The sequence below is a fragment of the Novosphingobium sp. SG754 genome (genome assembly GCF_013149315.1).
In the GTDB taxonomy this organism is placed as follows: Bacteria; Pseudomonadota; Alphaproteobacteria; order Sphingomonadales; family Sphingomonadaceae; genus Novosphingobium; species Novosphingobium capsulatum.
This window is the reverse complement of record NZ_JABGCC010000008.1, coordinates 1-22077: the sequence shown is the minus strand read 5'-3', so window position 1 is coordinate 22077 and position 22077 is coordinate 1. Positions and strand designations below refer to the sequence as shown.

The following is a 22077-nucleotide window of genomic DNA, read 5'->3' as shown; positions in this document are numbered from 1 at the left end:
CCCCCCGCCTGTCATGGGCACAAAAAAGTGCCGTCTTCCGCTTTGTCACCATCACCATAAAACGGCCTGACACAACCGAACAGGGAGAGAATGCGCATGACCGCAGATGCCATTGCCATGGACGGCAAGGTTGCCATCATCACCGGCGGGGCTGGCGGCATCGGCGAGGCGACTGCTCGCCTGCTGACCGCGCGCGGCGCCCGCGTGGCGCTGGCCGACATTGCCGTTGCGCGCGCCACCGCGCTCGCCGCGCAATTGCCCGGGGCCATTGCGGTGCCGCTCGACCTGGCCGACGAAGCATCGATCCAGGCGATGGTCGGGCAGGTCGTCGCCCACTTTGGCCGGCTCGATGTGCTGCACAACAATGCCGCGCTGCTGGGGCCCGAGGTGGCGCGCAACGATGGCGACGTGGAACGCATGGACACAGACTTGTGGGACCGCACCTATGCGGTCAACGTGCGCGGCACCATGATGGCCTGCCGCGCCGCGCTGCCCGCGCTGCGCGAAAGCCGCGGCTGCATCGTCAACACCGTCAGCAACCTGGCGCTGCAGGGCCATCTCATCCAGGCAGCTTATTCCAGCAGCAAGGCGGCCGTGATCCAGCTGACCCGCGCGATTGCTGCCAGCCATGGCCGCGCCGGCGTGCGCTGCAACGCGGTGGCGCCCGGCATGACAATGACGCCGGCGCTGCGCGAGGCGTTTCCCCCGGCCTTGCGCCAACTGGTAGAGGACGAAACCCTGCGCGATCGCCTTGGCGAGCCAGAGGATATCGCCGAGGCCGTGGCCTTCCTCGCCAGCGAGGCTGCGCGCAACATTACCGGCCAGGTGCTGGTCTGCGATGGCGGCAGCGCGTCGCATGTCCCCGGGCTTGCCGGGTTCCGCGCCTTTCTGGGGGAGGAGCCGGCATGAGCCAGCATGACATCGTCGTGATGGGGGCGGGGCACAACGGCCTCGTCGCCGCGGCCTACATGGCCAAGGCCGGCAAGAAGGTCCTCGTGCTCGAACGCAAGCCGCACTACGGCGGCGGCGTGTCCACGCGGGAATTGCTGCACCCCGGATTCTGGCACGATGAACATTCCAACGTGCACATCATGATCCAGGGCAACCCCATGCTGCGCGAAGACGAGCTGGGTCTGCTCGCGAAGTTCGGGCTCGAATATATCTATCCCGATCTCGTCCACGTCTCGATCTGGGAAGACGGCACCGTGATCCGGTCCTACAAGGATCTCGATCGCACCTGCGAGGAACTCGCCCGCGTCGCCGGTGAAAAGGACGCCGAAGCCTATCGCCGCTTTGTCGGCATGAGCACCACGGCACTGCCCATGCTGATGAGCGGGATGTATGCCCCGCCGTTTCCGCTCGGCGCGTTTGTGGCGATGATGGATCAGTCGGACGAAGGCCGCTTCCTGCTCGATCTCATGCAGCGCAGCGCGCTCGATATCGTCGATCATTACTTTGATAGCGAATTGCTCAAGCTGCACATCGTGCGCATGGTCACCGAAAACCTGCAGATGCCCGATGAACTCGGCACCGGCATGGGCGCTTTCGTCATGCCCGGCATCGTCCACAGCTTCGGCTGTTCGATGCCGAAAGGCGGCTCGGGCCAGCTCAGCCACGCCCTGGTGCGCGCCATCGAGCATTTTGGCGGCGAAGTGCGCTGCAACGCCGAGGTGCGTCGCGTGATCGTCTCGGGCGGCAGGGCCACCGGGCTCGAACTGCGCGACGGCGAATGCGTGATGGCCCGCGATGGCGTGATCGGCGCGATCCACCCGCATGTCCTGCGCAAGTTCGTGGCAGAAGCGCCCGAGCCGGTCTTGCAGCGCGCCGAACGCGTTACCCAGTCCACCTTCTCGATCAACCTCACGCACCTGACGCTGAAGGAACGCCTGCAACTGCGCGTCGGCAATGATTGCAACGCGATGATGACCGAGCTGATGGACTTCTACACCGTGCGCGACATGCAGCTGGAATACGACAAGCTGCGCCGTGGCGAGGTGAGCGCGCGCCTGATCGCGGGCGGTGACAACACTATCTTCGATCCCAGCCGCGCGCCGGCCGGGGCCGGGGTGTTCTATGGCGTCAACTTCGCGCCGTATGACCTGCACCCCGGCGGCCCGCAATCGTGGGACACCTGCAAGGACGAGGTGGCCGACCGCGCACTGGCGCAATACCGCAAGTTCTACGCCAACCTGAGCGATGACAACATCACCGGCCGCCTCGTGCGCTCGCCGCTCGACCACGAGCGTGACAGCCCCGCGAGCTTCCTGCGCGGGGATATCCACGGCTGCGCGCCGTTCTTCTACCAATCCGCCGGCCACCGCCCCACGCCTGACCTGGGCGCGCTGCGCGTGCCGGAAGTGGAGGGCCTCTACCTCGTCGGCCCGTTCATGCACCCCGGCGGCGGCGTGTTCGGGGCCGGGCGCGCCACGGCGATCCAGATGATGGATGACCTGGGAATGGACTATGACCGGATCTGCGGAAGGGCCGTGTAATGACCAACTTGCCGAACAAGGGCGCGGCCAAGGCGCGCGTCGCCCGGATTCTTGACGCCAACGACAAGGAACTCATGGCCATCCGCAAGATCGAGGCGGACGGCAACACCCTGGTGATCCGCGGCAAGATCTTCGGCGCGATGCCGATGGTCGCCCGGCTCACCCCGGCCGAAGCCCGCGCCGCGCTGCGCCTGCTCGATGTCAGGACGGTGCTGTTCCTGCTCACCCTGCTGTTCCGCCGCAACTGATCCATCCGTGCGGTGAATAGCTTGGTTGCCGAAACATCGGTTTCCGCGCCGCAGCTATCCACGGCATGAAGGCCAGTGACAGATTCTGCGGAGACCCCATGCCGATCGCATCCAGCCCCCTTTCGTCCACATCCGCCATCCTTGGCGTTGAAAGCGTCATCTTCGGCGTGGCCGATCTTGCCGAACACACCCGCTTCTGGGCAGATTTCGGCCTGCCGCTCGAAAGCACGAGCGAGCATGAAAGCGTTTTCCGCCTGCAATCGGGCAGCCGCGTGATCGTGGTGCGCCATGGCGATCCGCGCCTGCCTGTGCCCGATCCGTTTGCTGGTGACGGCATCAAGGAAACCGTCTGGGGTGTCGATACGGCTGAAAACCTCGAGCGCATCGCTGCCAGCCTCGCAACCGAGGTTGCCGTGACCCGCGATGCCGATGGCACCGTGCATTGCGTCTGCCCCGATGGCCAGCCGATCGCGCTGCGTGTCTGGGCCAAGCGCGCCGTCGTGTCGGAAGCGAGCCCGGTCAATACGCCGTCGAGCTGGCCGCGCTTCAACCAGCACCGCATCTGGCGCAAGCGCGCCATTCCCAAGACGATCAACCACGTCGTCTTTTTCTCGCCCGACTATGTCGGCAGCTTTGAATTCTACGAACGCCACCTCGGCTTCCGCTATGTCGATCATTCCAAGGGCACCGGCATCTTCGCCCGCGCCGGCGGCACGTTCGAGCATCACTCGATCTTCTGGGTGAACTGCGACCTGCCAATCGCGCCGGACCATTTCAAGTTCATGCACATCGCCTTCGGTTGCGATGATATCGACGAGGTCATGCTCGGCGCCAATATCATGGACAACCGCGGCTGGAAGAACACCACGATGAACACCAGCGGCGGCATCTCGCGCCACCGCATCTCCTCGGCGATCTATTACTATTGCGAAATGCCTGGCCACGCCGGCGAGGCCGAATACCACGCCGACACCGACTACCTCGACGATGCCTGGGTGCCGCGCGCGTGGGACTTCAAGTTCGGTTCGCTGCTGTGGGCGGCCAATGCCCCGGCGATCTTCCGCGGCGACAACATCCCCTGGGACATGACCTTCGATGCCGATCACAAGAGCTTTGACGCCTATCGCCGCGCCAAGCCCGGCAAGCAGCCGATCGAGGGCGACCTGGCCAACCTGACGGCAGACGACGAACACGCGATCTGACGGTGCAGGCAGGCGGCCGCAATGCCGCCTGCCATTGCGGCGCGACATTTTGTCCTGATGACAATGCCCATGCGCCCGCTTATGCCGCGTGTCGCATGATTGCCCTTCGCGCCTTTCTGTTTCGGCATTCCGCGCTGGCCCTGTGGCTGGTCGCGCTGTCGTTGGCGATGAAGGCGCTGGTTCCGGCTGGCTACATGCCCGGCAGTCAGACGCGCAGCTTTACCATCCAGCTCTGTTCCGAAGGGATCGACGGACGCCATGACCTGGTGCGCCAGGTGGTGGTGCCGGTGAAGGATGGCGCGGAAAAGGGCGGTGCCAGCCATGCCAAGGCGCAGGGCACCTGTCCCTATGGCGCGCTGGGCCATGCCCTGCTCGGCGGGGCCGATCCCGTGCTGCTGGCCGCGGCGCTGGCCTTCATTCTCGCCCTGGGCTTTGCCGCCACCCCCGTGCCTGCGCCGCGCCGGCGCGCGCATGCCTGGCCGCCACTGCGTGGCCCACCCCTGATCGCCTGATCCACACGTGCCGCCCGCGATCGGGCGCAATCATCAGGTTCAGGCCGGCCACTGGCGCCGGACAGGGGATAGTTTCATGCAGATTTCGTGGGGCGCGCTGCCGTGCGCGCTTGTCTTCGCCATGCCCGCGCAGGCCGCAGCGCCTGCGCCAAACGCAGCGCCAGGCCCGGTTGCCGGCAGCGATACGGTCGATACCGGCTTTTCCATTGGCGAACAGATTGTGGTGTCGGCGCGATCGATGGCCGCCTCTTCGCGCAACGTGCTTACCTCGATCGATCGCATGGGCGGCGATGTCGCGCAGAATGCCAACGTCAACTATGCCTGGGAACTGGTCGGCCGCCTGCCGGGCGTGATGCTGACCAACTTCAACCAGGGCACCACCAGCGGCAAGTTCAGCTTTCGCGGCTTCAACGGCGAGGGGGAAATCAACGCGGTCAAGCTGTTGATCGATGGCGTGCCGGCCAACAGCAACGATGGCAACATGCCCTATATCGACAGCATCTTTCCGCTCGATATCGCCGGGATCGAGGTGGTGCGCGGCACGTCCGATCCGCGCTATGGCCTGCACGCCATTGCCGGCAGCGCCAATATCCAGACGCGGATCGGCGGCAATTACCTGGAAGGCAAGGTTTCAGGCGGCAGCTTCGATACCTATGAGGCGCAGGCCGTAGCCGGGATCGAGCGCGGTGGCTTCAGCCAGAATTATCTGGCGGCCTGGCGGCAGGCCGGCGGGTGGCGCGATCATGGCGCCCTGACGCGGGGCAGCCTGGCGGGCAAGTGGTTCTTCCGCCCCAATGACACCCTGCGCGTGGGCGCGATCGCGCGGTGGTATCGCGGCACGGCCGATGAACCGGGCTATCTCACCTTGGAAAACGCCGCGGCCCATCCGCGCATGACCAATGCCTACAACCAGACCGATGGCGATACCCGCACCGTGGCTCAGGGCAGTCTCCATCTCGACGCCACGTTCAGCGACAGCCTCGATCTTACAGCCAAGGCCTATGCCAACCGGCTGCGCGATGATCGCTACGTCAAATTCTCGGCGGCCACGTCGCAGCAGCGGCGGATGACGGACGAGGACCACTACGGGATCAGCGGCGCGCTGCACTGGCACACGCACGTGGCCGGCACGCCGGTGATGGCCGAACTGGGCGGCGACATGCAGTGGCAGGAAAATGTCTCGCGCCGCTACAACACGGTGGCGCGGGTGGTGTCGGCGCAAACGCGCGACCAGGCCTTCACGCTCAATGTCGGCGGGGTTTATGGGTTGCTCACCCTGGAGCCGACGCGTTGGCTGACGATCAGTCCGGCCTGGCGGCTCGATTGGGTGGGCGGCACGTTTCACAACCGGCTTGCCGGCACGACCGCACCGATCAACGCCTATGGCACGGTCAGCCAGCCCAAGCTGCAGGTGGCGATCACCCCGGTCGACCAGGTCACGCTCTATGGCAACTATGGCAAGAGCTTCCAGATCGGCACGGGATCGGGCGCCTATCTGATCCCGCCGCGCACCACCAACCTGGCGCCCTCGATCAATGCCGGCTGGGAAGCGGGGATCAAGCTGCGCCCCATGGCCGGGGTGGAAACCCGCGTCGCGCTGTGGCTGCAGGATGCCAGTGGCGAGATCAAGCGCAAGCTCAACGATCCGCTGGGCGATAGTGAAAACGTCGGGGCCACCCGCCGGCGCGGGGTGGACGTGCAGGTCAATCTCAAGCCGGTCAACGGCGTGTCGGCCTGGGGCGCGCTGTCGTGGCAAACCTCACGCATCCGCGTCGCCGATCCGGCCACGCCTGGCTATCTGGGGCACGAGATCGACCATGTGCCGCACTGGCTGTGGTCGGGCGGGGTGGATCTCGCCCCGGCCGCGCGCTGGCGCCTGTCGCTCTGGGGCAATGGCCAGTCCAGCTATTGGCTGACCGCGGCCAACGATCCGGCGGTGGGCAAGTTCGGCCAATATGCCGTGTTCAATGCCGAAGTGGCCTTCCGCCCGATCGACAAGCTGGAACTGTCGCTCACGGGCAAGAACCTGCTCGACCGGCGCTATGAATATGTCTGGTACGATGCCACGGTCACGGCGGCGCAAAGCCGCTCTCCCACCGCGCACAGCCCGGCCGAAGGGTTGGGGCTGACCGGTAGCGCGCGCGTGCGGTTCTGATCGTGGCCCGCCGCACCCTTTCGCCGCGCGCCTGGGTGCGGCGGCTTCACCTGTGGCTGGGGCTGTCGCTCGGCGCGCTGATGGTCATGGCCGGGATCACCGGCGCGCTGCTGGTCTTTTATGTCGAGATCGACCGCGCGCTGCACCCGGCCGTGCAGGAGACAGCGCGCGCCGGCCCGGTTGATTGGGATCGTGCCGCCGCAACCCTCCATGCCGCGTTCCCCGCCCGCACCGGGCCATGGCGGCTGGAACTGACCGGCAGCGATGGCGCCATTCCGGCGCGCTACTACCATCCGGCAGAGCGGGCCGGTGCTGGCCATGCGCCGCTTCTGGCCTGGCTATCGCCTGATGGCCGCCGCGTGCTGCGCGTCGAATTCTGGGGCGATGGTGGCATGACCTGGATCTATGACCTACACTATTGCCTGCAACTGGGGCCGGTCGGGGGCAGGATCTTTGGCTGGGCCGGGCTGGCACTCGCCTTGCTGTTGCTCAGCGGGATCTGGGCGTGGTGGCCGCGCGCCGGCTGGGCCAAGGCGCTGCGCATGAAACCGCGCGCCGCGCCGGTGCGCCGGCTCTATGACTGGCACAAGCTGTCCGGCCTGGCCGGTGCGCCGCTGCTCCTGCTGCTTACGCTTACCGGCGTCATGCTGGCCCTGCCGCAGGAAACCGGCCACCTGCTGCGGCCCGTGCTGGGCAGCGCGCAAGGCGTGCCGGGCCAGATCGCCGATGGCGCCCCCGGCATGCCCGATATCGCCGTGTCCCGTGCGGTGGCTCTGGCCCAGGCGGCCTTGCCCGGCGCGCGCGCGGTCTGGATCGAATTGCCGGGGCAGGGGCAGGGCGCCTATCGTGTCCGCCTGGCCCAGGTGGCTGATCCGTCCCCCCGTTTTCCGCATAGCTGGGCCGTGATCGACCGGCATGGCGGCGCCGTGCTTGGCCTGGCCAATGTGGCGCAGGGCGGGCCGATGGACGTGCTGCTCAAGTGGCTGCACCCGTTGCACGACGGCTCTGCCGCAGGGCTGCCGTTGCGCATGCTGGTGGTCGCGGCCGGGCTGGTGCCGGCCGCACTCTACCTCACCGGGCTGTGGCGCTGGTGGCTCAGGCGCCGCCCTGGGTTGCGGCCTTGATCAGGGCGGCTGCATCTGCCCCGGTCCAATCGAACGCACCCACCACGCGGCCCACTTCCTTGCCCTGCGCGTCATAGACCACGGTCGTCGGCAAGACGCCGGTGCCATAGTGGAACGACAGGTCGTTGTCGGGGTCGAGCAGCATCTGCACATGGGCCAGGCCATGCTCGGCCTTGAAGCCCTTGACCTTGTCGACCTGCCCGGTGGTATCCTGCGAGACGGTCAGCACGCGCAGGCCACCGGCGGCCAGCTTGTCGAGCGTGGGCATTTCCACCACGCAGGGGCCGCACCAGGTGGCCCACAGATTGATCAGCACGGGCTTGCCGGCCAGGTCTTTGGCGTTGATCTTGCCGCCTTCGGGCGTGGCCAAGGCAAAGGCGGGCATGGCCGATCCCTTGTGGCTGAGATCAACCTTGCCGGCAGCCGGCGCTGCCTCGCCACCGGCAGCAGAGGTGGCGGCGGCGCTGGACGGTTGCGCCGGCGGGTTTGCTTGCCTATCGCAGCCGCCAAGCGTGGCTGCGGCCAGCGCACCCAGAATCAACGGCAGATAGGGCGGACGAGCGGACATGAGTGGCAATTCGGGCTCCAACCAGATGTGGGGCGGGCGTTTCGCCGCCGGCCCTTCGGCCATCATGCGCGAGATTAACGCCTCGATCCCGTTCGACAAGGCGCTGTGGCGCCAGGATATCGCCGCGTCAAAGGCCCATGTGGACATGTTGGCCACCCAGGGCATCGTCGAGGCGCAGGATGCCGCGCTGATCGCCCAGGGGCTGGACCAGGTGGCGGGCGAATACGAAGCCAACGGCGTGCCCGAAGACTGGGACCTTGAAGACATCCACATGACCACCGAAAGCCGGTTGGCCGAACTGATCGGCCCGGCGGCAGGGCGCCTGCACACCGCGCGCAGCCGCAACGATCAGGTGGCCACCGATTTCCGCCTGTGGGTGCGCGATGCGATCGACCAGGTCGATTCGGGCCTGCTCGCCCTGCAAACCGCGCTGGTGGCGCGCGCGGGCGAGCATGCCGGCTCGATCATGCCCGGCTTCACCCACTTGCAGACCGCGCAGCCGGTGACGCTGGGCCACCACCTCATGGCCTATTACGAGATGATCGGCCGCGATCGCTCGCGCTTCGCCGATGCGCGCGCGCGCATGAACCGCTCGCCGCTGGGCGCCGCGGCGCTGGCCGGCACCGGCTTTCCCATCGACCGTTTCCGCACGGCGCAGGCGCTCGGTTTCGACGGACCGACCGACAACAGCCTCGATTCGGTATCCGACCGCGATTTCGCCCTGGATTACCTGATGGCCGCCGCGCAGTGCTCGCTGCACCTCTCGCGCCTGGCCGAGGAATTCATCATCTGGGCCAGCCAGCCGTTTGGCTTCGTTGCCCTGCCCGACAGCCTGTCGACCGGCAGCTCGATCATGCCGCAGAAGAAGAATCCCGATGCGGCCGAACTGGTGCGCGGCCATTCGGGCCGCATCGTCGGCTGCCTCACCGCGCTGATGATCACCATGAAGGGTCTGCCGCTCGCCTATTCCAAGGACATGCAGGACGACAAGCCGCCGGTGTTCGAGGCAGCCAGCCTGCTGGCGCTGTCGATCGCGGCGATGACCGGCATGGTGGCCGAGGCGCGTTTCCGCACCGATCGCATGCGGGGCGCTGCCGAACTGGGCTATGCCACGGCGACGGACCTGGCCGACTGGCTGGTGCGTCAGGCCAATATTCCTTTCCGTGAGGCGCACCACATCACCGGCAGCGCGGTGAAACTGGCCGAAAGCCGGGGAATCGCCCTCGATCAGCTGCCGCTAGAGGATCTCAAGGCCATTGATGCGCGTATCGATGAACGCGTCTATGCCGCGCTTTCGGTCGAAGCATCGGTGGCGGCGCGTTGCAGCCATGGCGGAACCGCCCCGGCCGAGGTAAGGAAGCGTGTGGCCCAGGCGCGTGCAGCGCTTGGCCTGGAGGAGTAATCGCTTGATCCGCCCCACTGCCCCCAAAGCCGCTGGCATTGTGCTCGTTGGTCTTGCCGTCCTGGCCCTTGCCGGGTGCGGCAACAAACGCGAGCTGAAACCGGCGCCGGGGCACGGCCTGCCGCCCGCGCCCTATGGCCGGGAGCAGAGCCGCGGGGCGGACGCGCTGTTGAAAGCGCCGATCCAGGCCAAGCCCGATCGCAACGTGGAATTGCGCAGCCGCTCGCAAGAGCGCGAAGACGACCCGTTCGATCTGCCGCCCGAAGAATAACGCGTTTTCAACGATCATTCTCGAGAGTTTCGATGGACCACTTTCACCAGGTGAACGGCGTGCTGCACGCCGAAGATATTGCCCTGCCCATGCTGGCCGAAGCCGTGGGCACGCCGCTCTATGTCTATTCGCGCGCCACGCTGACGCGCCACGCCCGCGTGTTCCGCGACGCGCTGGCGGTCCTGCCGCGCGTCAAGCTGGCCTTTGCCGTCAAGTCCAATCCCAACCTTGCCGTGCTCAAGGTCCTGGCCGCCGAAGGCTATGGCGCCGACGTGGTTTCGGGCGGTGAGATGGAGCGCGCCCTGGCAGCCGGCATGGCGGCCGAGGGCATCGTCTTTTCCGGGGTGGGCAAGACCCATGCCGAACTGACCCGCGCGCTGGAGGCGGGCATCGGCCAGTTCAACCTGGAAAGCGAGGAAGAAGGTCTGGAACTGGCGGAAATCGCCGTGGAGTTGGGCAAGACCGCGGCCTGCGCGCTGCGCGTCAACCCTGACGTCGATGCCGGCACGCATGGCAAGATTTCCACCGGCAAGGCGGAAAACAAGTTCGGGGTGCCGTATGATCGCGCTGCGGCGATCTATGCCCGGCTGGCGACCACGCCGGGCCTGGCCATGCGCGGCCTGGCGCTGCATATCGGCAGCCAGCTGTCGCGGCTCGATCCGCTGGAGGCAGCCTTTACCAAGATCGGCCAGCTGATGCAGGCGATCCGTGCGGCGGGCCATGCCGTCACGCACATCGATTTCGGCGGCGGCGTGGGCGTGCCCTACAAGGCTGGGGAAGTCTTTCCCCAGCCCGAAGACTATGCCGCGATGGTCGCCCGCGTAACGCAGGGCTGGGACATTACGGCGATGTTCGAACCCGGCCGCGTGATCACCGGCAACACCGGCGTGCTGATGACGCGGGTGGTGCGGGTGAAGGAAGGCGTCGGCGCCCCGTGGGTGGTCGTCGACGCGGCCATGAACGATCTGGCGCGCCCGGCGCTCTATGATGCCTGGCACGATTTCGCCGCGGTGGCGCCGAATGGCGAAACGATGGAGGCCAATATCGTTGGCCCGATCTGCGAATCGAGCGACACCTTTGCCATGGGCCGCACGATCGATGCCGTGGCGCGGGGCGATCTGGCCGTGTTCCGCACGGCTGGCGCCTATGGCGCGACGATGGCCAACACCTACAATTCGCGGCCCCTCGTGCCCGAAGTGATGGTGGATGGCACGAAGTGGGCGGTGGTGGCCGACCGGATCGAGCCAGCCACGATCCTGGCGGCCGAACGCGTGCCCGAATGGCTGGCCTGACGCCATGCCTGTGACCCGCTAAGCCGCTGTCATGAGCCTGCCCGCGCTGCCCCTGTTCCACCGTATCGCCGGCCAGCCGGTGATCGTGCTGGGCCATGGCGATGCGGCGCAGGCCAAGGCGCGGCTGGTGGAGCGTGCTGGCGGCCAGGTGGTGGATGATCTTGCCCACGGCATCGATATCGGCGCGCGGCTGGCGTTCATCGCCCATGACAGTGCCGATGCCTGCATGGCCGATGCCCTGCGCGCGCGGGGCGCCGGCTTGCTGGTCAATGTGGTGGATCGCCCGGCGCTGTGCGATTTCACCACGCCGTCGCTGATCGATCGCAGCCCGGTGGTGGTGGCTGTCGGCACGGCGGGTGCGTCGGCGGGGCTGGCCAAGCACGTGCGGCTGCGGCTGGAACGCGCGCTGCCCCAGGGGCTGGGCGCGCTGGCCAATGCGCTCTTTGCCGCGCGCGATGCCTTGCGCGCGCGCTTTCCCGATGGCGCCGATCGGCGCCGCGCGCTTGATGGCGCCCTGGCAGAGGGCGGCCCGCTCGATCCGATGGTGGAGCATGCACCCGCCGCGGTGGAGGAATGGCTGGCAGGTGCGGCCGAAGTAGCGGCAGCGCACCATGTCATCGTGCTGCGCTCGGACGATCCGGAAGACCTTACCCTGCGCGAGGCGCGCCTTCTGGGCATGGCCGATGCCGTGGTGGCCGATGCCGCCGTGCCGCTGGCTATCCTGGTGCGCGCACGCGCCGATGCGCAACGCCTGCCGCCCGGTGCAGCGTTGCCCTCTGGCCTGACCGTGGAACTGCGCCTGCCCGGCTAATCAGCCCTTGGGCGCTGCTAGGTGAAAGTTCATCCAGCAGCTGGCGATCGGTACGGCGCGGTCGCTCTGCCAGGCTTCCACCCGCACATTGGCCACGCGCCGCCCGGCGCGCACCACCTGGCCTATGGCGTAGACCGGCTGTGGCAGCCCGGCGCGCAGGTATTCGATCGAGATGTTGATCGGCTTCATCCGCTGGTTCACCCCGTTCCGCGCCAGATGGACAGAGAGGGCAGCAAACCCGGCCATTTCCAGCAGCCCGCCAATCGCGCCGCCGTGCAGAAATCCGGGGCGCCCTTCCGAATGGGCGCCAAACTGCATGGTGACGATCGGGCTGCCGTCTTCGTCCGCCGCCAGGGTCATGCCCATGGCCAGGGCAAAGGGCGGCAGGGTGAACAGGACGCTGCCATCGCGTTGGCCCTCGCTCATTCGCTGTCTCCCAGCACCATGAAGATGGCGGCAGCGTGGGCCAGCGGATCGGCCATATCCCCATCGTGGGCCAGCGCCCGCACGAATGCCAAGTCGCCGCGCAACTGATAGCATTCCGCCCGCGCGATCACGCTGCGCCCCGGTACGGCTGCCCGGACATAGTCGATGCGCAGGTCCAGCGTGACATGGGGGACGAAGCATCCCCGCCGCGTCCAGATCGCCATCGATGTGCAATTGTCGAACAGGCTGATGATCGGGCCAGAGGCCAGCACGCCATTGTTGCCCGCTCCCACCAGATCCTCGCGCCAGGGCAATTCGGCTTCGAACCAGTCGGGACCATGGTCGCCATAGCGCATGCCGAGAAAGCCGCCGTGGCCCAGCTTGCTCAGCAGTTCGCCCGCCACTGCCGGATCAAAGGGGCCCTGCTTGCGCCAGGTGAAAGGTTCGTGTTCTGCCATCGCTGTTCCTTGCCGCAATGTCGACCGGGGTTCAACCGATTGGTTAAATCACAGCACCCCGCCGGCCAGCGTGTCGATCGCGGCCTGCAGGATCAGCGCGGCGGCATGCGAATCGATGCGCTGGGCGCGCTTGGCCCGGCTGAAATCCTGCTCGATCATCGTGCGCTCGGCCGCCTGCGTCGACCAGCGCTCGTCCCACATCAGAATGGGCAGGCCCAGGTCTTCCAGGTTGCGCGCCATGGCGCGGGCTGATTGGCTGCGCGGACCGTTGCTGCCATCCATGTTGAGCGGCAGGCCGATGACCAGGCCCTTGACCCCGCGCTGCGCGATGATGTCAGCCAAGGCTGCCTTGTCCTGGGCAAACTTGCGGCGGATCACGGTCTGCCCGGCGGTGGCAAAGTGCCAGCCGGCATCGCACAGCGCCACGCCGATGGTCTTGGTGCCAGGGTCAAGCCCCATCAGCACCCCGCCCATCGGCAGGGCGGCGCGCAGGTCGGCGACATTTTGGGTGATCATTGAGTTCCTCCGTCCCGGGCCTGGTGCCACGCGGCGCTGCGACGCAGGGCATCGGCGCGCAGATTGGCCCAGAACAGCGGGATATCGTAGACATGGTAGGTGTTGCCCGGCAGCACGAACAGCCCGATGTGCGGCGGCGGCCCGATCAGCAATAGTCCGCGCGCATCGCACCGCGCCGGCACGAGGCCAGCCACCAGCGGCCCGGCGCGCTCTGTCTCACTGTCGTTTGCATCGGGCAGCAGCGTGCCGCGGTTGGCCTTGCGCGTGGCAACGCCGCCTTGCGTGCCGGTCAGCGGATTGACGCAGATGAGCGGGCCCTGGCCGGGCGCGTGATCCGGCCAGCGGTGATAGGCGCCGATCAGCAGGGTGGGATCGGCCGGTTCGGCAAAGCTGAGCCAGCCGACCAGGCATCCTGCCTGATCGGGCGTCGTGCACGGGGCAAAGCCGGTTTCCGCCGCAGCCGTTGCCGCCACGATGGGCCAGCCGATGGCATAGGCTGCCACCACGCGTCGCGCCACCGGGCGTCCCTGCACACTATCGTGCAGCAGGCGGGCCACGGCCCACGCGCCCTGGCTGTGGCCGGCGATGATGATCGGCGTCTGCGGGGGCAGGGCCGCCAGGAACGCGGCAAAGGCCGCGTGAATGTCTGCATAGGCCAGGTCCATCGCCCGCTGGCGATCGGCACCGTCGGTCAGGAAGGCACCCAACGCGGCCTGGCGATAGCGCGGCACCCATACTGGCCCTACCGCGTTGAACGCGCTGGCCGTGGCCGCCACCAGAATGTTGGCGCGCCGCTGCGAATCGATATCGGCCAGCGGCGCATTCCAGTGGTTGCGGCTGAGATAGGTGGTCGAATGCACGAAGAACACTGCCGTGTCCCCGCTGGGCGGGGCGGGCGTGCCCGGCGGCAGCCACTGTGCCGGGTCATTGGCCATGCCGGGCCGCGCCAGCCACATCGCAGGATCGGCATAGGCATTGGGCGCTGGCGGTGCGCCCGGCTCGAACGCGTGGATGGGCGCAAAGGCATAGCGCGAGATTTCTGCCGAGCACTGGCGCAACACGCCAAGGCACAGCAAGGCCAGCACCACGAACAGCGCGCCGGCCTGAACCACGCGCTTGATCACCATGGCATCATGTGGCCAGCGCGGGGGTTTCGCCCGGGGCAGTTTCGTCCCGCTCATCGTCGTTGCGCTCGGCCTGCCGTTCCAGGGCGATCTTGATCATCGCCACGATCGGATCGGCCAGCGCCAGGCCCAGGATGCCGAACAGCACGCCAAAGATCAGCTGCGCGCCCAGCACCATCGCCGGGGCAAGGTCGGCGGTCTTCTTGGCCACCATCGGCACGATGATGTTGCCATCCACCGTCTGCACCACGAGGTAGACGATAATGCAGTAGATCCCCATGTCGGTGCCGCCCGAAAAGCCCACCAGCACCATCAGCAGCCCCGAGAGCGGCGCGCCGATATTGGGCAGGAACACCAGCAGCCCGGTCAGAATGCCCAGCAACGCCGACATCGGCACGCCATAGACGGCCAGCAGCAGCCAGGTTGCCAGGCCTTCGGTAAACATGCCGATCATGCGCCCGAACAGCAGCATGCGCAGCGACTTGCCCATGCGTTGCAGCGTCACCTGGAAATGCGGGCGGCGATCGAGCGGGAACAGCCAGGCAAAGCCGCGCCGATAGATGTCCGGCTCCAGCACGAAATAGATGCCCAGGATCACGATCAGGAAAAACGTGGTGAACCCACCGAAAATTCCCCCCAGCGCCTGCGTGACGGGGCCGACGCCGCCGATCACCTGCTCGGCGATCTTGGAGACGTCAGCCTGGCCCACGTTGATGCCATGGCCGTGCAGCCAGGTCAGCGTGCGCTGGGCCTGGCCCTGGATGATATGCGGAAACTGCGCCGCCTGTGCCGCGATCTGGTTGCCGGCAAAATAGCCGAGCCATACCAGGAAACCGACCGCCGCCAGCAGCACCAGCGCGATCCGCAGCGCGCGCGGGCCGGGCAGAATCCGGCCGAGCAGGCGTTGCCCACCCTCGATCAGCGAGGCAAACACCACCCCGCCAAAGATCACCAGCAGCGGCTGTGCCAGGAATACCGCCAGCACGACAAGCGCAGCGATCCCGATCCACACAAAGGCCTTCTTGGCCTCCTGGCGAACCGTATGGTCAGTAATGTCGGTGGGGCCAGGCGCGTTCGCCTTGGTCGTGCCGCCGGGCGGCGGGTTGGCGGAGACAGAAATGGTGTCGGCAGAATCGGACATCGCGCGCAAGCTACCCCCGCAGCAAGAGTTCAGGAAGCCGGAACGAATTGTGGCAGCCCCTGTTCCGCGCGCAGGCTGGTTCCACCGCGGCCGTGGCGCAGCGCATGCCACCAGGTCGCCGGATTCCACGTTTCGCTGCCATCCAGGGAAACCGTCACAAACTCGGCCCGGCCACCCACGTCGGCCAGCGGCACTGGGCCACCCAGGCCCTTGAGCGCCAGCGGTTCGCGGCTGTCGGCGGAATGATCGCGGTTGTCGCCCATCAGGAAGACATGGCCGGCCGGCACCGTCACCTCGGCATAGTCATCGAGCGGCTGCTGCTCATGGTCGATGATGCGATAGGTCGCGCCATTGGGCAGCGTCTCGCGCAGGATCGGCAGCTCGCAGAATTGCCGGCCCATCGCATCGCGAAAGCGCAAGCCGGGAAAATCGGTGGGATCGCACGGTTCGTTGGCATCGACCGGCAGATCGAGCGGCGCTTCCACCACCTGCGGCACGGGGCGGCCATTGAGGATGATCTGGCCATGGACCACGGCAATGCGGTCACCTGGCAGGGCGACGACCCGCTTGATATAGTCCTCGTTGCTGCCGCGCGGCACCACGATCACGATATCGCCATACTGCGGCGTTGCCGGGAACAGCCGCACCGACGAGCGCGGCAGCACGTGGAACGATGAAGATACCCACGACCAGCCATAGGGATACTTGGAAACCACCAGCCGATCGCCCACCAGCAGGTTGGGCATCATCGACATCGACGGGATGTAGAACGGCTTGGCCAGCAGGCTGTGGAACACCAGGACAGCCAGCAGCATGCCAATCAGGCCGCGCAGTTCCGCCCACCAGTTGACGCGCGCGGGCCGGGCTTCGGCCTGTTCCGGCGGCAGGCCGGTAACGCCGTCGCTCATGCCGTTTCTCCTTCGCCCGAGTGGCCAAGGTCCAGCGCAATGGCCTCGATCACCACGAAGGCCTGAGCCCAGGGATGGTCATCGGTCATCGTCAGGTGCACCACCGCCTTGTGGCCGGGCGGGGTGATCGCGGCCAGCCGTGCCGCCGCGCCGCCGGTCAGCGCCAGGGTCGGCGCCCCCGAGGGTGCGTTGACCACGCCGATGTCCTTCATGAACACCCCAGCCTTGAAGCCGGTGCCCACCGCCTTGGAATAGGCTTCCTTGGCGGCGAAGCGCTTGGCCAGGGTGCCGGCGCGGGTATAGGGCCGGCGCGCTGCCTTGGCCTGCTCCACCGGGGTGAAAACCCGCTCGACAAAGCGATCGCCGAACCGCTCCAGCGATTGCTGGATGCGCTCGATATTGCACAAGTCGGAACCCAGGCCGATGATCATGCGGGGTCTTCCTTCCAGCCGCGTGGCGGGTTCAGCGCACTTCGTCCATCAGCGTGCGCATGCGCCGCACGGCCGCGTCCAGACCCACGAAGATCGCCTCGCCGATCAGGTAATGGCCGATGTTGAGTTCGGCCAGCTGCGGGATGGCGGCCACGGGCTGCACGTTGTCATAGGTCAGGCCATGGCCGGCATGGGGTTCGATGCCGTTCTTGGCGGCCAGCGCGGCCATGTCGGCCAGGCGCTTGAGCTCGACGGCGCGGGCCTCGCCCTCGGCATGGGCATATTCGCCGGTGTGCAGTTCCACCACCGGCGCGCCCAGCTTGATCGCCGCCTCGATCTGTCGCGCGTCCGGCGCGATGAACAGGCTGACGCGGATGCCGGCATCAGCCAGGCGCGACACGATCGGCGCCAGGCGGTTGTGCTGCCCGGCGGCATCGAGCCCGCCCTCGGTCGTGCGTTCCTCGCGGCGCTCGGGCACGATGCAGCAGGCATGGGGCTTGTGGCGCAGGGCAATCGCCAGCATTTCGTCGGTCGCGGCCATTTCCAGGTTCAGCGGCAGGTTGGTCGCCGCCTGGATGCGTGCCAGGTCCTCGTCGCGAATATGGCGGCGGTCCTCGCGCAGATGGGCCGTGATCCCGTCACCGCCCACGTCGGCCACGATCTGCGCGGCGCGCACCGGATCGGGATGGTCACCGCCGCGCGCATTGCGGATGGTGGCCACGTGATCGATGTTGACGCCCAGCCGCAGCCGGGCGGGCGTGAACAATTCGCTCACCGCCATATTCTCCTGTCTTACGGTTGTGCCCGGCTGCCGGGCTTGATCGCGGGCACAGCGGCCAGCGCGGGCGGCAGTTCATCGGGTGCATAGGTCGGGAAATTGAGGGAGACGAGCGGATAGAACGGCACGCCCAGGTCCACCGCGCCGGCCGACCTGTCGACCAGCGCCGCCTCGGCGATCACCACGCCGCCGGCTTCTTCCACGGCCTTGATCGCTTCGCGGCTGGACAGGCCAGTGGTGACGACGTCTTCGACCATCAGCACCTTTTCGCCCGGCGTCAGGGTAAACCCGCGGCGCAGTTCGAACGTGCCGGTTGGCCGTTCCACGAACACCGCTTCCACGCCCAGCGCGCGGCCCATTTCGTGGCCGATGATCACCCCGCCCATGGCCGGGGCCACCACCTTGGCGATCTGCTGGCGCAAATCGCGCGGCAGCTTGGCCGCGAGCGCACTGGCTAGGCGCGAGGCGCGCATCGGGTCCATCAGCACGCGCGCGCATTGCAGATAATGGGCGCTGTGGCGGCCCGAAGAGAGCAGGAAATGCCCTTCAAGCAAGGCCTGGCTGGCACGGAATTCGGAAAGGATGTCTTCTTCCTGCATGGCTCTGGTTCGCTGGTCCTGCCTGTTCGCCGTCTTGGCGTGCTGGGGTTTGCCATGTGCCATGGGCGCTGGCGCGGCACGGGGCAAGGGTTTTTCGCCCAGTGGCAGGCCTGCGGCGGGCGGGCTTGAACCAAGGGGCAATGCTTTCCTGTCGCCTTGGTGAACGTCTCAACTTGTGGCTCAGGACAAGGCCGCGTATAGCCGGGTGCAATCGAGGGAATTACAATCAGTGCACGCAGACCTCGAAACTGGCGTGTACGCGGGGAAGAGCGGAACAAGCGACGATGAGTCCAATCGAATTCGTCCGCCATGCGGGCACAGCGTTTCGGACCGCCGGTCATGTCCTGGCAGGCATTGCAGCAACAACCGCAGCCGCGGCGCCTTCGCTGGCGCTGGCTGCCGCCACTTATGTCCCGGCCAAGCCGGTGCCCGGCAAGGGGCAACCCGTTCCGGGTGGCTGGACCTTCCAGGACCAGTATTCGCCGATCGGCCAGGAAGCGCTGAAAATGCACGATTACCTGCTGATGCCGGTAATCACGGTCATTGTCCTGCTGGTCCTGTTCCTGCTCATCGCGGTGATGGCCAAGTTCAACCGCCGCGCCAACCCGGTGGCCTCCAAGACCAGCCACAACACCTTGATCGAGGTGATCTGGACCCTGGTTCCCGTACTGGTCCTGGTGGTGATCGCGGTCCCCTCGATTCGCCTGCTCGCCCACCAGTACGAGCCTGCGCCCAAGGGCGCGCTGACCGTCAAGGTCACCGGCTATCAGTGGTACTGGGGCTATACCTATCCCGACAATGGCGGGTTCGAGGTGATCTCCAACATGCTGCCGCCGGCCGAGGCCATCAAGCGCGGCGAGCCGCCGCAGCTTGCCGCCGACAACCGCATGGTCGTGCCGGCCGGGGTGCCGATTCGCCTGCAGACCACCGGGTCTGACGTGATCCACTCGTTCTCCGTGCCCTCGCTCTGGTTCAAGCTGGATGCCGTTCCGGGCCGGATCAACGAGAAGGTGATGATGATCAACAAGCCCGGCGTCTATTACGGCCAGTGCTCCGAACTGTGCGGCGCGCGCCACGGCTACATGCCGATCGTGGTCGAAGCCGTGACCAAGCCCCAGTTCGACGCCTGGATCAAGAGCCAGGGCGGTACGGTGGGCGGCGCAGCCGCTCCGGCCGCCTGAACGACAATCGGAAAGAGGATCGCCCGATATGGCCACCATTCCCGCCGATCATGAAAGTTTTGATGCGCACCACGACCATGCGCATGATCACGATCACAAGCCCAGCTTCTTTGCGCGCTGGTTCATGTCCACCAACCACAAGGACATCGGCACGCTCTACCTGATTTTCGCGGTCTTCGCCGGCGTTGTCGGCGGCGCGATCTCGGGCATCATGCGCGCCGAACTGGCGCATCCCGGCATCCAGTACCTCGGGTTCTGGACCAGGTTCGTCGGCGGTGATGGCGCCGATCTCAACCAGACGCTGCACATGTGGAACGTGCTGATCACGGCGCACGGCCTGATCATGGTGTTCTTCATGGTCATGCCGGCGCTGATCGGCGGGTTCGGCAACTGGTTCGTGCCGATCATGATCGGCGCGCCCGACATGGCCTTCCCGCGTATGAACAACATTTCGTTCTGGCTGACCTTCTCGGGCTTCTGCTCGCTGATGATCTCGCCGTTCATGCCCGGGGGCACTGGCCATGGCGCGGGCACCGGCTGGACGGTCTATGCACCGCTTTCCACATCGGGCTCGGTCGGTCCGGCGGTCGATTTCGCGATCTTCTCGCTGCACCTGGCCGGGGCTGGCTCGATTCTCGGGGCCGTGAACTTCATCACCACCATTTTCAACATGCGCGCGCCGGGCATGACCCTGCACAAGATGCCGCTGTTCGTGTGGTCGGTTCTCGTCACCGCGTTCCTGCTGCTGCTCGCCCTGCCGGTGCTGGCCGCAGCCATCACCATGCTGATCACCGACCGCAACTTCGGCACGACGTTCTTCGATCCGGCCGGCGGCGGTGACCCGATCCTCTACCAGCACCTGTTCTGGTTCTTCGGCCACCCCGAAGTCTATATCATGATCCTGCCGGGCTTCGGCATCATCAGCCAGATCATCTCGACCTTCTCGCGCAAGCCGGTGTTCGGCTATCTCGGCATGGCCTATGCCATGGTCGCCATCGGCTTGGTCGGGTTCATCGTGTGGGCCCACCACATGTACACCACCGGCCTCGACGTGAACACGAAGATGTATTTCACGGCCGCGACGATGGTCATCGCCGTGCCCACCGGGATCAAGATCTTCTCGTGGATCGCCACGATGTGGGGCGGGTCGATCGAGTTCAAGTCGCCCATGGTCTGGGCCATCGGCTTCATCTTCCTGTTCACCGTGGGTGGCGTCACCGGCGTGGTGCTTGCCAACGGCGGCATCGACGACAATCTCCAGGATACCTACTACGTCGTCGCCCACTTCCACTACGTGCTGTCGCTCGGCGCGGTCACGTCGCTCTTTGCCGGGTTCTTCTACTGGTTCCCTAAGATGAGCGGCCGCATGCACTCCGAGTTCCTCAGCCACCTGCAGTTCTGGGTGTTCTTCGTCGGCGTGAACCTGATCTTCTTCCCGATGCACTTCCTGGGCGTGCAGGGCATGCCGCGCCGCTATCCCGATTACGCTCCCGCGTTCGAGTACTGGAACCACATCGCCACGATCGGCTACATGATCATGGCCCTGTCGATCGTGATTTTCCTGGTGAACATCATCTACGCCTTCGTCGCCGGCAAGAAGGCTGCGCCGAACTATTGGGGTGAAGGCGCCACGACGCTGGAATGGACTCTGTCCAGCCCGCCGCCGTTCCACCAGTTCGAAACGCTGCCGGTGATCGAGGATACCCCGCATCACTGATCGCCACAGGGCGAGTGCAATTGATCAAACCCCGCAGCGCAAGCTGCGGGGTTTTTTCGTTTCTTTTTGCGCAGTCTGAACGGGAAGGGCGCCGGAAACGGCGAATCACAACGGTGATTCTCCCGGCATGTTTCGCTTCAGCCATGGTAAAATGCAGAAAAATTTCGCGCCAAAACGCCCATGACACCGGGGTTTTACGGTCAGTCTGCGCCCCTGTGGAAAAATGGCCGTTGACGGTTTGGGCAGTGCTCCATATATGCCGCTTCACCGATGCGGTGCAGCCGGTTTTTCCGGCGGCTTGGTTGTCTCCAGGTTATGCTGAATTGGTCGCCAGATAGCTACGGACGGCTTAGATTTCCGGTGAGAACCGGGGATTGCTTGTTGTCCGGGTTTTGTTGTCCGGGTTTTGTTGTCTGGGTTGGTCTTTGACATTGTTGATTAGATGAAGGGACATGTGGGCGACGGCGCCTGGTGTCGGGGGTCTTTGGGCTCCGACGTCCAGTTTAAAGCAAGCCGGTATCTGTCTATATGTCCTTCGTATCCATTACGTTTGACAAATGCAGGCATCGGCTCCCGGAGTTCTGCTGTTGTCGCGGGTAGGTGCCATTGGTGCTTCTGCGATGATGGTTGTGACACAACTTGAGAGTTTGATCCTGGCTCAGAACGAACGCTGGCGGCATGCCTAACACATGCAAGTCGAACGAACCCTTCGGGGTTAGTG

The 22077-nt window shown here is 66.1% G+C and carries 23 protein-coding genes and 1 rRNA gene; 14 read left to right on the top strand and 10 right to left on the bottom strand.

Going from position 1 to position 22077, the window contains the following annotated elements:
* The first annotated feature begins 96 nt into the window (after positions 1-96).
* From FHW97_RS17800 to FHW97_RS17770, 7 genes are all read left to right on the top strand, one after another.
* Positions 97-909 carry an SDR family NAD(P)-dependent oxidoreductase gene (locus FHW97_RS17800; RefSeq protein WP_171799382.1) on the top strand — a complete coding sequence of 271 codons (813 nt, stop codon included), beginning with the start codon at positions 97-99 and terminating at the stop codon, positions 907-909.
* The gene (locus tag FHW97_RS17795) at positions 906-2492 is read left to right on the top strand and encodes an NAD(P)/FAD-dependent oxidoreductase (protein WP_171795319.1); all 1587 of its coding nucleotides are present in this window, start codon (positions 906-908) and stop codon (positions 2490-2492) included. The genes FHW97_RS17800 and FHW97_RS17795 overlap by 4 nt, the downstream gene beginning before the upstream one ends.
* On the top strand, positions 2492-2740 hold the full coding sequence (locus tag FHW97_RS17790; protein ID WP_171795299.1) for a hypothetical protein: 249 nt from the start codon (positions 2492-2494) through the stop codon (positions 2738-2740). Before FHW97_RS17795 ends, FHW97_RS17790 begins: the two co-directional genes overlap by 1 nt.
* 98 nt (positions 2741-2838) lie before the next feature.
* Positions 2839-3942, top strand: a complete 1104-nt coding sequence (locus FHW97_RS17785; RefSeq protein ID WP_171799381.1) for a VOC family protein — start codon at positions 2839-2841, stop codon at positions 3940-3942.
* 95 nt (positions 3943-4037) lie between these two features.
* Entirely contained in the window at positions 4038-4454 is a 417-nt protein-coding gene (locus tag FHW97_RS17780) for a DUF2946 family protein (protein ID WP_022675224.1), read from the top strand.
* A 76-nt stretch (positions 4455-4530) separates the two neighbouring features.
* Positions 4531-6609, top strand: a complete 2079-nt coding sequence (locus FHW97_RS17775; RefSeq protein ID WP_171795321.1) for a TonB-dependent receptor — start codon at positions 4531-4533, stop codon at positions 6607-6609.
* Between the two features lie 2 nt (positions 6610-6611).
* The gene (locus FHW97_RS17770) at positions 6612-7733 is read left to right on the top strand and encodes a PepSY domain-containing protein (protein ID WP_216647766.1); all 1122 of its coding nucleotides are present in this window, start codon (positions 6612-6614) and stop codon (positions 7731-7733) included.
* Here FHW97_RS17770 and FHW97_RS17765 read toward each other — a convergent pair.
* The gene (locus tag FHW97_RS17765) at positions 7705-8301 is read right to left on the bottom strand and encodes a TlpA disulfide reductase family protein (protein ID WP_253941862.1); all 597 of its coding nucleotides are present in this window, start codon (positions 8299-8301) and stop codon (positions 7705-7707) included. The genes FHW97_RS17770 and FHW97_RS17765 overlap by 29 nt on opposite strands.
* A 25-nt stretch (positions 8302-8326) precedes the next feature.
* Here FHW97_RS17765 and argH point away from each other — a divergent pair, with 25 nt between their 5' ends.
* From argH to FHW97_RS17745, 4 genes are read left to right on the top strand one after another with little or no spacing between them, the layout of a single operon-like run.
* Positions 8327-9703, top strand: coding sequence for an argininosuccinate lyase (gene argH, locus FHW97_RS17760; protein WP_062788086.1), 1377 nt, complete (start codon positions 8327-8329; stop codon positions 9701-9703).
* A 4-nt stretch (positions 9704-9707) separates the two neighbouring features.
* Complete coding sequence (locus FHW97_RS17755; protein ID WP_107718845.1) at positions 9708-9974, top strand: hypothetical protein; 267 nt, start codon at positions 9708-9710, stop codon at positions 9972-9974.
* 32 nt (positions 9975-10006) lie between these two features.
* Positions 10007-11266: a diaminopimelate decarboxylase gene (gene lysA, locus FHW97_RS17750; RefSeq protein ID WP_171795323.1), complete on the top strand. Its 1260-nt coding sequence runs from the start codon at positions 10007-10009 to the stop codon at positions 11264-11266.
* 31 nt (positions 11267-11297) lie between these two features.
* Complete coding sequence (locus FHW97_RS17745) at positions 11298-12077, top strand: bifunctional precorrin-2 dehydrogenase/sirohydrochlorin ferrochelatase (protein ID WP_062788083.1); 780 nt, start codon at positions 11298-11300, stop codon at positions 12075-12077.
* On the opposite strand, the gene FHW97_RS17740 is transcribed toward FHW97_RS17745, so the two are convergent.
* From FHW97_RS17740 to pyrE, 9 genes are read right to left on the bottom strand one after another with little or no spacing between them, the layout of a single operon-like run.
* Positions 12078-12503: a PaaI family thioesterase gene (locus tag FHW97_RS17740; RefSeq protein WP_022676861.1), complete on the bottom strand. Its 426-nt coding sequence runs from the start codon at positions 12501-12503 to the stop codon at positions 12078-12080.
* Entirely contained in the window at positions 12500-12961 is a 462-nt protein-coding gene (locus tag FHW97_RS17735; RefSeq protein ID WP_022676862.1) for a PaaI family thioesterase, read from the bottom strand. The genes FHW97_RS17740 and FHW97_RS17735 overlap by 4 nt, the downstream gene beginning before the upstream one ends.
* Before the next feature lie 48 nt (positions 12962-13009).
* On the bottom strand, positions 13010-13477 hold the full coding sequence (gene ruvX, locus FHW97_RS17730) for a Holliday junction resolvase RuvX (RefSeq protein ID WP_022676863.1): 468 nt from the start codon (positions 13475-13477) through the stop codon (positions 13010-13012).
* Complete coding sequence (locus FHW97_RS17725) at positions 13474-14604, bottom strand: DUF3089 domain-containing protein (RefSeq protein WP_022676864.1); 1131 nt, start codon at positions 14602-14604, stop codon at positions 13474-13476. The genes ruvX and FHW97_RS17725 overlap by 4 nt, the downstream gene beginning before the upstream one ends.
* Positions 14605-14608: 4 nt before the next feature.
* Positions 14609-15742, bottom strand: a complete 1134-nt coding sequence (locus FHW97_RS17720; protein WP_022676865.1) for an AI-2E family transporter — start codon at positions 15740-15742, stop codon at positions 14609-14611.
* A 29-nt stretch (positions 15743-15771) separates the two neighbouring features.
* Positions 15772-16650, bottom strand: a complete 879-nt coding sequence (gene lepB, locus FHW97_RS17715; RefSeq protein WP_171799379.1) for a signal peptidase I — start codon at positions 16648-16650, stop codon at positions 15772-15774.
* Positions 16647-17081 carry a holo-ACP synthase gene (gene acpS, locus FHW97_RS17710; protein ID WP_022676867.1) on the bottom strand — a complete coding sequence of 145 codons (435 nt, stop codon included), beginning with the start codon at positions 17079-17081 and terminating at the stop codon, positions 16647-16649. Before acpS ends, lepB begins: the two co-directional genes overlap by 4 nt.
* A 31-nt stretch (positions 17082-17112) precedes the next feature.
* On the bottom strand, positions 17113-17856 hold the full coding sequence (locus FHW97_RS17705) for a pyridoxine 5'-phosphate synthase (RefSeq protein WP_028658008.1): 744 nt from the start codon (positions 17854-17856) through the stop codon (positions 17113-17115).
* Positions 17857-17873: 17 nt separating this feature from the next.
* Entirely contained in the window at positions 17874-18458 is a 585-nt protein-coding gene (pyrE, locus tag FHW97_RS17700) for an orotate phosphoribosyltransferase (RefSeq protein WP_028658009.1), read from the bottom strand.
* A gap of 284 nt (positions 18459-18742) precedes the next feature.
* Between pyrE and coxB the strand changes: the two genes are divergently transcribed.
* From coxB to FHW97_RS17685, 3 genes are all read left to right on the top strand, one after another.
* Positions 18743-19639, top strand: a complete 897-nt coding sequence (gene coxB / locus FHW97_RS17695) for a cytochrome c oxidase subunit II (protein ID WP_022676870.1) — start codon at positions 18743-18745, stop codon at positions 19637-19639.
* Positions 19640-19667: 28 nt separating this feature from the next.
* Positions 19668-21356 carry a cytochrome c oxidase subunit I gene (gene ctaD / locus FHW97_RS17690; protein ID WP_171799378.1) on the top strand — a complete coding sequence of 563 codons (1689 nt, stop codon included), beginning with the start codon at positions 19668-19670 and terminating at the stop codon, positions 21354-21356.
* Between the two features lie 635 nt (positions 21357-21991).
* Positions 21992-22077, top strand: a 16S ribosomal RNA gene (locus FHW97_RS17685); the annotation flags it as partial.